General features: G+C 61.9%; 13 protein-coding genes. 7 read left to right on the top strand and 6 right to left on the bottom strand.

Going from position 1 to position 11976, the window contains the following annotated elements; all coding sequences use genetic code 11:
* Positions 1–24: 24 nt before the first annotated feature.
* Positions 25–432 carry a hypothetical protein gene (locus tag C7I87_RS26715; protein WP_149907034.1) on the bottom strand — a complete coding sequence of 136 codons (408 nt, stop codon included), beginning with the start codon at positions 430–432 and terminating at the stop codon, positions 25–27.
* Between the two features lie 146 nt (positions 433–578).
* On the opposite strand from C7I87_RS26715, the gene C7I87_RS26710 reads away from it, so the two are divergent.
* Entirely contained in the window at positions 579–1007 is a 429-nt protein-coding gene (locus C7I87_RS26710; RefSeq protein WP_149907033.1) for a MarR family winged helix-turn-helix transcriptional regulator, read from the top strand.
* Between the two features lie 26 nt (positions 1008–1033).
* On the opposite strand, the gene C7I87_RS26705 is transcribed toward C7I87_RS26710, so the two are convergent.
* Entirely contained in the window at positions 1034–3106 is a 2073-nt protein-coding gene (locus C7I87_RS26705) for a putative bifunctional diguanylate cyclase/phosphodiesterase (RefSeq protein WP_149907032.1), read from the bottom strand.
* A 307-nt stretch (positions 3107–3413) separates the two neighbouring features.
* Between C7I87_RS26705 and C7I87_RS26700 the strand changes: the two genes are divergently transcribed.
* Entirely contained in the window at positions 3414–4601 is a 1188-nt protein-coding gene (locus C7I87_RS26700) for a glycine C-acetyltransferase (RefSeq protein WP_149907031.1), read from the top strand.
* A gap of 52 nt (positions 4602–4653) precedes the next feature.
* Positions 4654–5688 (top strand): L-threonine 3-dehydrogenase, encoded by a 1035-nt coding sequence (gene tdh, locus C7I87_RS26695; protein ID WP_149907030.1) that lies wholly within the window; start codon positions 4654–4656, stop codon positions 5686–5688.
* Between the two features lie 164 nt (positions 5689–5852).
* On the opposite strand, the gene C7I87_RS26690 is transcribed toward tdh, so the two are convergent.
* Positions 5853–6296 (bottom strand): MarR family winged helix-turn-helix transcriptional regulator, encoded by a 444-nt coding sequence (locus C7I87_RS26690; protein WP_149907029.1) that lies wholly within the window; start codon positions 6294–6296, stop codon positions 5853–5855.
* Positions 6297–6383: 87 nt separating this feature from the next.
* Between C7I87_RS26690 and hmgA the strand changes: the two genes are divergently transcribed.
* The 4 genes from hmgA to C7I87_RS26670 are packed head-to-tail and all read left to right on the top strand — an operon-like array spanning position 6384 to position 10164.
* The gene (hmgA, locus tag C7I87_RS26685; RefSeq protein WP_149907028.1) at positions 6384–7697 is read left to right on the top strand and encodes a homogentisate 1,2-dioxygenase; all 1314 of its coding nucleotides are present in this window, start codon (positions 6384–6386) and stop codon (positions 7695–7697) included.
* Entirely contained in the window at positions 7694–8596 is a 903-nt protein-coding gene (locus C7I87_RS26680) for an MBL fold metallo-hydrolase (RefSeq protein ID WP_149907027.1), read from the top strand. The genes hmgA and C7I87_RS26680 overlap by 4 nt, the downstream gene beginning before the upstream one ends.
* Positions 8593–9606 (top strand): fumarylacetoacetate hydrolase family protein, encoded by a 1014-nt coding sequence (locus tag C7I87_RS26675; RefSeq protein WP_149907026.1) that lies wholly within the window; start codon positions 8593–8595, stop codon positions 9604–9606. Before C7I87_RS26680 ends, C7I87_RS26675 begins: the two co-directional genes overlap by 4 nt.
* Before the next feature lie 21 nt (positions 9607–9627).
* Complete coding sequence (locus C7I87_RS26670; RefSeq protein ID WP_149907025.1) at positions 9628–10164, top strand: DinB family protein; 537 nt, start codon at positions 9628–9630, stop codon at positions 10162–10164.
* 19 nt (positions 10165–10183) lie between these two features.
* Here C7I87_RS26670 and C7I87_RS26665 read toward each other — a convergent pair whose 3' ends face one another.
* The 3 genes from C7I87_RS26665 to hppD form a co-directional block, all read right to left on the bottom strand.
* Positions 10184–10561 (bottom strand): type II toxin-antitoxin system VapC family toxin, encoded by a 378-nt coding sequence (locus C7I87_RS26665; protein ID WP_149907024.1) that lies wholly within the window; start codon positions 10559–10561, stop codon positions 10184–10186.
* A complete protein-coding gene (locus tag C7I87_RS26660) occupies positions 10558–10782 on the bottom strand; it encodes a type II toxin-antitoxin system Phd/YefM family antitoxin (RefSeq protein ID WP_149907023.1) in 225 nt (74 codons plus the stop codon). Before C7I87_RS26660 ends, C7I87_RS26665 begins: the two co-directional genes overlap by 4 nt.
* 61 nt (positions 10783–10843) lie before the next feature.
* The gene (hppD, locus tag C7I87_RS26655) at positions 10844–11956 is read right to left on the bottom strand and encodes a 4-hydroxyphenylpyruvate dioxygenase (protein WP_149907022.1); all 1113 of its coding nucleotides are present in this window, start codon (positions 11954–11956) and stop codon (positions 10844–10846) included.
* Positions 11957–11976 lie beyond the last annotated feature (20 nt).

The raw sequence follows: 11976 nt of genomic DNA, 5'->3' as shown, positions 1-11976 counted from the left end.
TCGGCTTTCACCGGCCGTGCGATTCTAAAACATCTTGGCGGTCGCCATGCAAAGCACGGTGATGACCAGCAGCCCGCCGGCGATGCGCTCGCCCCTGGTCATTTTCGCGCGCAGCACCGTTTGGGTCGCTGGATCGGCGCCGGCGAGTTGCCTGCTGGCGGAGCCCACAAGCGCGCCTTGCACGCCGGCGGCGATCAGCGCCGTCAAAATGCCGAACGCCAGCACTTTCTCCATCGAGCCGAACGCACCCTCATGAAAGAAATACCAGAGCAGCAAACCGGTCAGGAAAGCTAAACCGGCCGCGCCCATTTGCGGCCGGAAGAACCGCTCTGCCCGGATGTCCGGATCGCGGGCAACCGCTATGGTCGTGCCGGCCCAGAAGACGCCGGCCATGACGTGCAGGCCGATAACGACGATATAAACATATTGCATGATCGCATTCCTCTCATTCGCCCGCCGCCTGCGCGCCGCAACCATGTCGCGATGCCATCAATAAGACAAAGTTAGATATCTAACGGTTAGATGTCAATCATGAAGTCGAGTTTCACGTTTCCCACTGCTTGTCCTACTGTCAGGTCATGACACCGTTTGAACGCCCGCCCGTCGGCATGAATCTCGGCCGCACCGCCAAGCTTGTCGCCCAGGCTTTCGACGCCGCCTTGGTTGAAGCGGGTGGCACATTGCCGGTCTGGCTCACGCTGCTGTCGGTCAAGTCGAGCGAGCTTGCCAATCAGCGCGAACTCGCCGGCATGATCGGCATCCAGGGCGCGACGCTGACCCATCATCTCAATGCGATGGAGGCGCAGGGCCTGCTGACGCGGCGGCGCGATCCCGTCAACCGACGGGTTCACCTGGTCGAATTGACGCAGGCGGGAGAAGCGCTGTTCGAGACGTTGCGGCAAGCGGCGTTTGTCTTCGACAAGCGGCTTCGCACCGGACTGTCCGACGAGCGTCTGGCGGAGTTTGCACAGGTGCTCGCGGCGTTGCGGGAGAATGTGGGGAGCTAGGAGCGCCGAGCCAGGCCGGGCACTACCTACGCCAGGCTTCCCTGCAATACCGTCAGCTTGGCCCTCTTCGGCATGCGGGCGGTCAGCCATTCCAGTGCCTTGTCATGCGGCATCGGGAAGGCGATCGAGTAACCCTGTACCTGGTCGCAGCCGATCGCCATCAGCGAGTCGAGTTCCGCCTCGGTCTCGGCGCCCTCGGCAACGATGGAGATGCCCAGCCCCCGGGCAAGCTCCGTGATGGCGCGCACGATCTTGGAGTTGTCGCCATTCTCGTGGATGTTCTGGACGAAGCGGCGGTCGATCTTGAGCCGGTCGATCTCGTTGGGATTGACGTGGCTGAGCGAAGCATAGCCGGTGCCGAAATCATCGAGTTCCAGATGGACGCCGGCCGCCCTGATATGGCGTAACTTGGCCGCGATGCCCGTTTTCTCGTCGTCAAGAATGACGGATTCGACGATTTCCAATGACAGTTTCTGCGGCGGCAGCCCGGCCTTCTCAAGCGTCCCGAACAGAAACGCATCGAAATCATGCTCGCGCAGCTCGGTGCCCGAGACATTGACGGCAAGCCGCCCGAAGGCAATCCCGGCACGGTTCCATTCGGCGGCCTCGTTGATCGCCTTGCTGATCACGATGCGGCCGATCTCAGGCATGAAGCCGCATTTCTCGGCGACCGGGATGAACTCGCCTGGCGAGATCATGCCGCGCTCGGGGTGGTTCCATCGCACCAGCGCTTCGATGCCGCTGATGGTGCCGTCGGTCAGCGAGACCTGCGGCTGGAAATAAGCCTGGAACGCCTTTTCGGAAATGGCGACCTTGATGTCGTGTTCGAGCTGCTTGCGGTAGTCGAGTTCGCGGCGCAGTTCCTCGGAGAAGAACGAGAAGTTGCCGCCGCCCATCTTCTTGGCGGAGTAAAGCGCCAGATCGGCATGGACGAGCAGGTCTTGCGCATTGTCGGCGTCGATCGGATAGACGGCGATGCCACCGCTGGCGCCGGGAAGGATGGTAGTGCCCTGGAACACGATGGGCTCATTGATGTGCACCAGGATGCGCCGTGCCAGCATGTTGATGTCCTCGGTGCTGCCGGCTCCGTTGAGGATCATCACGAATTCGTCGCCACCAAGCCGCGCGCACAGATCCGACGCCCGGCAGGAATCGCGCATGCGCTGTGCGGTCACGACCAGGACATAGTCTCCGGCGGCGTGGCCGAGCGTATCGTTGATCTGCTTGAAGCGGTCGAGGTCGAGCTGGACCACGGCCAGGCGCTCGCGCCGGCGATGCGCGCCCTTGATCAGCGTCTCGAAATGGTCGGTCAGGAAGGTGCGGTTGTGCAGGCCGGTCAGGCCGTCATGCACCGCGATGAAGGCCATCGAATTGCGCGCGTCGACCAGTTCACGGGTCTTGCGCAGGATCGCGTTGGACATCGGCCTGAAGATGAACAGCGCCACCAGCAGGATGACGCCGAGGGTGGCGTAGAACAGCGTGCGGTGGAGGGTGAGCAGCTTTTCGGAGCGCGCGTCCGCATCCGCGCTGATGCGCTGGCCGAGCGCGGCATAGCCCGACAGCGTGGCATTGGCGACCGAGGCATCGAGGTTGACGCGTTCGGCGCCGCCTTTGTAGCCGCCATTGTCGAGTTGGTTGAGTTGCGATTCAAAGGCCGAGACCAGCCGGTCGCCATTGGCTATCAGGCCAACCGAGAAATAGTCGAGATGGAAGGGTTTGGCGAAAAGCACGCTCTCGATCGACTTCGGATCGAGCTTGGCCGGTGATTGCGGATCCGCCCCTGTCTGCTTGATCAGCAGATCGTAGTTCGTCTCGAACTCCGCCGTTGCCTGCTTCAGCGCGCTGACCAGCGCCGGTTGTTGGTCCCGCGAAGCGGCGCCCGTTGCGCTGGCAAGGAAGACGATACGCTGCGACAACGTCTTCTGCGTGCCGACGATGTCGAGCAGCGTGTTGTTGTGCTGCTGCGTAGCCATGGTCTGCTGCAGCAGGACGAAGGAAGCCGCCACCATGGCGGCAATGATCAGCAGCGCCAGCCAGTAGCCGGCCTTGATCAGCAATATGAGCTTGCCTGAAACGGTTTGCACCGGCTGCTGCGACATGTTCGGGGGCGGCCTCTCGCCAACGGATTTCTGTATGGGCACTATTGAACAGCAAACGTTAACAGGACTGGAAGTCGACCGCCGGCCTACAAGGAGCAGGCGCGGGAAGATCACGAAATGGTTATCGGGTTCTTTCGCCGCCGGCCTGCATTTGAGCATTCGTCAGTCGATGCAGTTCCCGGCTGTCACTTCGGCAATATCCATGGCATCTCCGCGATGCTGCCCGGCCACCTGATCCGGTCGCTTTTGCGATGGATTTTTTGCGCGGGCGGGACGACAGTCTGCCCACGTCAAACGAGGCCCGATCATGACCGCAGCATTTCTCTCCCATATCGACAGCGAGCTTGCCGGGCTGAAATCCGCCGGCCTCTACAAGTCCGAGCGGGTGATTTCCTCGACGCAGTCGGCTGAAATCGAGGTCGGCGGCGAGAAGGTGTTGAATTTCTGCGCCAACAACTATCTCGGCCTTGCCGACAGCGCGGACCTGCGCGCCGCGGCCACGCAGGCACTCGACCGCTACGGCTACGGCATGGCCTCGGTGCGCTTCATCTGCGGCACGCAGGAAGAGCACAAGCAGCTCGAGGCGACGATCTCCTCTTTCCTCGGCCTGGAGGACACCATCCTCTACGGCTCCTGCTTCGATGCCAATGGCGGTCTCTTCGAGACGCTGCTTGGCGAGGAAGACGCAATCATCTCGGATGCGCTGAACCACGCCTCGATCATCGACGGTGTCCGGCTGTCGAAGGCCAAACGCTTCCGTTACGCCAACAACGACATGGCCGATCTCGAGGCGCGATTGAAGGAAGCGAAGGATTGCCGTTTCCGGCTGGTCGCCACCGACGGCGTGTTTTCCATGGACGGCATCATTGCCAATCTCGGGGGTGTCTGCGATCTCGCCGAGAAGTACGATGCGATGGTGATGGTCGACGACAGCCACGCGGTCGGCTTCGTCGGCAGACAAGGCCGTGGTTCGGCCGAGCATTGCGGCGTCGAGGGCAGGGTGGACATCATTACGGGCACGCTCGGCAAGGCGCTCGGCGGCGCTTCCGGCGGCTACACTTCGGGCAAGAGGCAGGTGGTCGACTGGCTCCGCCAGCGCTCGCGGCCCTATCTCTTCTCCAACACGCTGATGCCGGCGATCGCCGGCGCCTCGATCAAGGTGTTCGAACTGATCCGCAATGGCGATGCCTTGCGCGAGCGCCTATATGCCAATGCGGCGCGGTTCCGGTCCCAGATGGGCAAGCTCGGCTTCACGCTGGCGGGTGCGGATCATCCGATCATACCGGTGATGCTCGGTGATGCGACGCTGGCGCAGGAGATGGCCGCACGCATGCTAAAGCGCGGCATCTATGTCATCGGCTTTTCATTCCCGGTCGTGCCGAAAGGCCAGGCGCGCATCCGCACCCAGATGTCGGCGGCGCATTCCAGCGCCGATATCGACCGCGCGGTGGAGGCGTTCGGCGCGGTCGGCAAGGAATTGGGCGTGATTTCCTGAACGGCCGGGGCCGAAAAGCGATTCCGGATCAAGAGATTCAAGGGACAAAAGAATGTCGAACATGATGAAGGCGCTGGTGAAGGCCAAGGCCGAGCCGGGCATCTGGATGGAAGAGGTGCCGGTGCCGGAGATCGGCCCCAACGACGTGCTGATCAAGGTCAAGAAGACCGCGATTTGCGGCACCGACGTGCATATCTACAATTGGGACCAGTGGGCGCAAAAGACGGTGCCGGTGCCGATGGTCACCGGCCATGAGTTCGTCGGCACCGTCGCCGACTTTGGTGCCGCGGTCACCGAATACAAGGTTGGCCAGCGCGTGTCGGGCGAGGGGCACATCGTCTGCGGCCATTGCCGCAACTGCCGTGCGGGCAGGGGACATCTGTGCCGCAACACGCTCGGCGTCGGCGTCAACCGTCCCGGCGCCTTCGGCGAATATCTGGCGATCCCGCAGCACAATGTCGTGCCGATCCCCGACGATGTGCCCGATGAGATCGCCGCCATCTTCGATCCCCTGGGCAATGCCGTTCACACGGCGCTGTCCTTCGATCTGGTCGGCGAGGACGTGCTGGTCACCGGCGCCGGACCGATCGGCATCATGGGCGCTCTGGTGGCGCAGTGCGTCGGCGCCCGCAAGGTTGTCATCACCGACATCAATCCGGTGCGGCTGGCGCTGGCGAAAAAGCTCGGCGTCCAGCATGTCGTCGACGCCTCGCAGGAAAAGCTGCGCGACGTCATGCCGGCGCTCGGCATGACCGAGGGGTTTGACGTCGGTCTCGAAATGTCGGGCGCCGCGCCCGCCTTCCGCGACATGATCGACACCATGAACAATGGCGGCAAGATCGCCATTCTGGGCATTGCTCCGACCGGTTTCGAGATCGACTGGAACAAGGTCATCTTCAAGATGCTGCACTTGAAGGGCATCTACGGCCGCGAGATGTTCGAGACCTGGTACAAGATGATCGCCCTGGTACAGGGCCCACTCGATGTGACCGGCCTGATCACGCATCGCATCGGCATCGACGATTTCCAGACGGGCTTCGATGCGATGCGCAGCGGTAGTTCGGGCAAGGTGGTGATGGATTGGTAGTCGTCCTTTGAACGCTGGAGGGACAGCACCCCTCTGGCCTGCCGGCCATCTCCCGGCCTTCGCTAACCTTCAACGTTGAAGAATGGCCCCTGCGGCCAAGCTGCCAATCTCCCCACTTGAGGGGGGATGTCCGGCAGTACAGAGGGGGCGCCTCGCGCCAACATCTATTTTCTGTCCGACGCCAGACTGGCCTCCAGCGCAGCCAATCCGCTTGTCGCTGCCGCTCGCTCCCCCGGACTCAGCCTCGCCAGCAACTCCCTTTCAAACGCCTTCGCCAGCGGCACCATCTCGCGATAGGCCGCAAGCCCGGCATTGGTCAGCGTCAGATGCTCGACGCGGCGGTCGTTCTGGTCAGCCGTTCGCACCAGCCAGCGCCGCCGTTCCAACTCGGCCACCGCCCGCGAAACCTTGGTCTTGTGCATGGCCGATTGTTCGCCGAGCGCAGTCGCGGTCATGGTGCCGCGCTGCCCCAATCCCGATAACGTGCGCCATTCGGGCCGGGTCAGGCCATGGCGGTCCTTGTAAACCTTAGAGAATTCGCGGCTGACTGCATCGGCAAGGCGATACAGCCGGTACGGCAGGAAGCTTTCGAGTTCGAGAATGTCCATTGTCCGCATCCGGGAAAAACGGAAGATTGATAGTTACATTTTCGATGGTTACAAATGAAACCAATTCGGTCAATCCGGGAGGAAGCGATGGCCTTTTCCTACATGCCGGGCTTCGGCAACGATTTTGAAACCGAGACGCTGCCGGGTTCCTTGCCGCAGGGACGCAACTCACCGCAGCGGCCGGCCTACGGCCTCTATGCCGAGCAGCTTTCCGGATCGCCCTTCACCGCGCCGCGCGGTACCAATGAGCGCTCCTGGCTTTATCGCATCCGGCCGAGCGTCAAGCACACGGGCCGGTTCAAGGCGGCGAGCTATCCCTTGTGGAAGACCGCCCCCAATATCGGTGATCATGAGCTCGCGCTCGGCCAGTACCGCTGGAATCCGGTGCCGATGCCGAAGGAGCCGACCGATTTCATCCATGGCATGCGCTCGATTACCACAGCCGGCGACGTGCTTGGACAGACCGGCATGGCAGCCCATGTCTATGTCGCCAACGCATCGATGGTCGACGACCATTTTTTCAATGCCGACGGCGAATTGCTTGTTGTGCCGCAGGTGGGCAGCTTGCGCTTCGTCACCGAGATGGGCGTCATCGAGCTTCGGCCCGGTGAAATCGCCGTGCTGCCGCGCGGCCTCGTCTTCAAGGTCGAACTGGTCGACGCCGAGGTGCGCGGCTATGTCTGCGAGAATTACGGCGCCAAGCTGACCTTACCCGACCGCGGCCCGATCGGCGCCAATTGCCTGGCCAACCCGCGCGACTTCAAGACACCTTGCGCCTGGTTCGAGGAGAAGGAAACGCCGTGCCGGCTGATCGTCAAATGGTGCGGCAATTTCCACGTCACCGAGATCGGCCACTCGCCGCTCGACGTCGTCGCTTGGCACGGCAACTACGCGCCGTACAAATATGATCTGGCAACCTTTTCGCCGGTCGGCGCGCTGCTGTTCGACCATCCCGACCCGTCGATCTTCACCGTGCTGACGGCACCGAGCGGCGAGGAGGGCACCGCCAATATCGACTTTGTCATCTTCCCGCCGCGCTGGCTGGTGGCCGAAGATACGTTCCGGCCGCCCTGGTATCACCGCAACATCATGAGCGAGTTCATGGGCCTTATCCACGGGCAGTACGATGCCAAGGAGGAAGGCTTCGTCCCCGGCGGCATCAGCCTGCACAATCTGATGCTGGCCCATGGCCCGGATGCGCCTGGCTTCGAAAAGGCCTCGCACGCAGACCTGAAACCGGTCAAGCTCGACAACACCATGGCCTTCATGTTCGAGACCCGTTTCCCGCAGATGCTGACCCGCTACGGTGCCGAACTGGAAACCCGGCAGGACAATTACATCGATTGCTGGGCAGACCTGAAGAAACGCTTCAACGGCACGCCCGAGGGCGACTGGTCTTGAGCGGCAGGTCGCTTCCGGACCGGCTGGTGTTGCTGGGCTCGAAAGGCGGTCCTGCGCTGCGCCCGGGCGGGCCGTGGCCGAGTTCGTCGCTGCTCGAGATCGGTGGGCGAGCGATCGTCATCGATTGCGGGCTCGGCGTGACGCGCGGTCTGGTCGATGCCGGCGTCAACCTGAGGGCGCTCGACCTGATCTTCATCACGCATTTGCATTCCGACCATGTGCTGGAACTGGGTCCGCTGATCCACACCGGCTGGACGGCGGGACTGGCGACGCCGGTCACCGTGTTCGGCCCGCCCGGGGTCGGCCACTACTGGCGGCGCTTTTGTCAGGCGATGGAATTCGACATCGAGATCCGTATCGTCGACGAGGGCCGTCCCGATATTCGCGAGTTGGTTTCTGTCGACGAATTCGGCGAGGGCCATGTGGTCAAGCAACGCGGCCTGAAGGTGACGGCGCTGCGCGTCGACCATCCGCCGGTGACCGACTGCTTTGCCCTGCGCTTCGAGCATGGCGGCAAAAGCGTGGTGTTCTCGGCCGATACTGCCTTCTTCCCACCGCTGGCCGATTTCGCCGAAGGTGCCGATATCCTCGTCCATGAAGCTATGCTTGAAGAAGGCATCGAGCGGCTGGTTGCCAGAACCGGCAATGGTGCGCGGCTCAGTGAACATCTGCTCGCCAGCCACAGCCTTGCCGAAGAAGCCGGACGCATCGCCAGCGATGCCGGCGTCAAAAGACTGGTGCTCAACCACCTCATTCCAGCCGACGATGCCGAGATCGGTGAGGCGGACTGGATCGCCGCCGTCAGGAAAACATGGGCCGGCGACTTGACGATCGCCCGCGACGGCCTTGTTGTGGGGCTAAGCGGCGGGAAAGCCGCACAAGGAGAGGGAACCGCATGAAGCTTGCCACGCTGAAGGACGGAACGCGCGATGGGAAACTCGTCGTCGTTTCGCGCGACCTGACGCAATACACCGACGCCTCGTTCCTGGCGCGCACGCTGCAAGCGGCACTCGACGACTGGCGCAGGATCTCGCCGCATCTGGCGACAATCGCGGAATCGCTGGAGAGCAATGCGATGCCGGCGGCCCGTTTTCACGAGCACGACGCGCATTCACCGCTGCCGCGCGCCTTTCAATGGGCCGACGGATCGGCCTATGTGAACCATGTCGAACTGGTGCGGAAAGCGCGTGGCGTCGAGATGCCGGCGAGCTTCTGGACCGACCCGCTGATCTACCAGGGCGGCTCGGATTCCTTCGTGGCACCCCGTGATCCGATCCGCATGGCTGACGAAGCTTACGGCATCGACATGGAGGCGGAAGTAGCCGTTATCGTCGACGATGTGCCGATGGGCGCCAGCCTCGATGAGACGCGCGCCGCGATTCGGCTGGTCATGCTGGTCAACGATGTGACGCTGCGCGGGCTCACCGGGCCGGAACTGGCCAAGGGGTTCGGCTTCTTCCAGTCGAAACCGTCGTCGGCCTTCTCTCCGGTCGCGGTGACGCCGGATGAGCTGGGCGACGCCTGGGACGGCGGCAAGGTCAGCCTGCCGCTGCTCGCCGACATCAACGGCAAGCCCTTCGGCCGCGCCAATGCCGGTGTCGACATGACCTTCGATTTCCCGGCCCTGATCGCTCACGCCGCCCGCACAAGGCCGCTTATATCAGGCACCATCATCGGCTCGGGTACGGTATCCAACAAACTCGACGGCGGCCCGGGCGAGCCGGTCTCGGCAGGCGGTGCCGGCTATTCCTGCATCGCGGAACTGCGCATGATCGAGACGATTGTGTCAGGCGAACCAAAGACGCCGTTCCTGCGTTTCGGCGACACGGTACGCATCGAGATGAAGGACAAGGCCGGACATTCCATCTTCGGCGCCATCGAGCAGAAGGTCGAGAAATACGAGCGGTAGGCATAACGAGAAATTTGAGCGATGGACCTGCTTGACCATCTGCGCCGCATGGCGGGGAACAATCTCTGGTCGAACGACCGGCTCTATCGCGCTGTGCTTTCGCTCAAGCCTGGTGAGTTCGAGGCCGAGCGCACCAGCTTTTTCCCGTCGATCAAGGCAACGCTCAACCATGTCCTCGCGGTCGATCATCTCTATCTCGATTTTCTCGAAGAAGGCGGGGTCGGTGCCGCTGCCTACGATGACTTCGTGCCTTTCGATGCTCCGCGAGAGCTGTACGTCGCCCAGCTTGCGGCCGACCGACGGCTGATCGCCTTCTGCGATGGCCTGTCGCAGACCGATCTCGATCGCCGCGTCATCACCGACCGGCGCGAGGACGGCATGATCCCGGAAAAGATCGGCGATATCCTGGCGCACGTCTTTCTGCACGACATCCACCATCGCGGCCAGGTGCATGCGATGCTGTCCGGCACTTCGGTCGCGCCGCCGCAGTTGGACGAGTTCCTGCTCGATGATGACGTCAAGGTTAGGCAGGAGGAGGTTGAGAGGCTTCGGTTATGAGACCAACCGCCTAGCTAAATCACGCTACAGCGACATCGTAACGGGCGAAATGCGGGTCGGAAGTAATGATGGTCAAGTTTTCCACTTGCGCCTGCGCGATCAGCAATCTGTCGAACGGATCGCCATGGTGGTGAGGTAGACCGCTGATGGCATTCGCATGCTGTAACGTCACAACGAGCGGCTGAAATCGCATCTTTGGAAGCAACGTCGGCAGATCGTCCGGCGCATTGAGTTTTCCGATCGATCGTTTGATGGCAATTTCCCAAACGCTTGCCGCGCTCGCAAACACCACCGCTTCCGAAGCCAAGATGGCGCGGTGGTGCTCGCTGAGACGTCGATCGTCCGAAATCGACCAGAGGATGATATGTGTGTCGGCGAGAAAGGGGCCGACAGTCATTTCACGTACTCGTCCCATTCGGGACCGAGTTCGTCAAAATCGTCCGCAATCCAGATTTTGCCCTTCAATGCGCCGATACGGGGCAAAAGTTCGGTCGTTGCCGGAGGTACAATGCGCGCTGCGACCTTGCCGTGGCGGGTGAGTACGATCTCCTCGCCCGCTTCCGCGCGGCTGACGAGTTCGGACAATTTGGCCTTGGCTTCGGCGATGGAAACATTCATGTGCTCGACCCTTTATGACTAGAATTTAGGTCATAATCGGTCGAGCCGCAAGAACTCCCGTCTATTCCGCAGCCTGAACCTTGATCACGCCGCGCTTGATCTGGTCCTGCTCGATCGATTCGAACAGCGCGCGGAAATTGCCTTCGCCAAAGCCTTCGTCACCCTTGCGCTGGATGAACTCGAAGAAGATCGGCCCGATCACGGTCTTCGAAAAGATCTGCAGCAGGATCTTGGTCATGCCGCCATCGACCACGCCTTCGCCGTCTATCAGGATGCCGTGCTTCTTCATGCGCTCGATCGGCTCGTTATGGCCGTTCACCCTGTCATAGGACATGTCGTAATAGGTGTCGGGCGGGCCTGGCATGAATTTCAGCCCATTCTCCGCGAGCTTGTCGGTGGCGGCGTAGATCTCGTCGGTGCCTACCGCGATGTGCTGGATGCCTTCGCCATTGTACTTCTTCAGGTATTCGGCGATCTGGCTGGTCTCGTCTTTGGATTCGTTGAGCGGAATGCGGATCTTGCCACAGGGCGAGGTGATGGCGCGGCTGACCAGGCCGGTGATCTTGCCGTCGATGTCGAAGAAATGGATCTGCTTGAAGCCGAACAGATTGCGATAGAAATCCCACCATTTGTCCATCTGGCCGCGATAGACATTGTGGGTCAGGTGGTCGAGGTAATAGAAGCCGACGCCCTGCGGCCGCGGGTCGCGCGCGCCAAGCCAATCGAACTCGGCGTCATAGGCCGAGCCCTTCTTGCCGTAGGCCTCGATGAAATAGAGCAGCGAACCGCCGATGCCTGATATGGCCGGCACGTCGAGTGCCTTGTCATCGCCTTCGTAAGGCGTGGCGCCTTTCGACACCGCATGCTCGAAGGCAGTTTTGGCATCGACCACCCGCCAGGCCATCGAGGCGGCGCAAGGGCCGTGCTTGTCGACGAACTTCATCGCGTGCGAGCCGGGCTCGGCATTGACGACATAGTTGATGTCGCCCTGGCGCCAGACCGTGATGTCCTTCGTGCGATGCTTGGCCACCGTCACATAACCCATGCGGGTGAACAGCTCGGCCAGCTTCTGCGGCTCCGGGTGGGCGAATTCGACGAACTCGAAACCATCGGTGCCGGCTGGGTTGTCCTTGCTGATCTTGGCGGGCGGGGCGTCGTGCGGGAAGGGACCCATGATATCCTCCGAAGATGTCT

This window comes from Mesorhizobium sp. SARCC-RB16n, assembly GCF_008520305.1.
GTDB lineage: Bacteria > Pseudomonadota > Alphaproteobacteria > Rhizobiales > Rhizobiaceae > Mesorhizobium.
The sequence above is the reverse complement of the archived record's forward strand: the minus strand, read 5'-3'. Positions and strand labels throughout refer to the sequence as shown.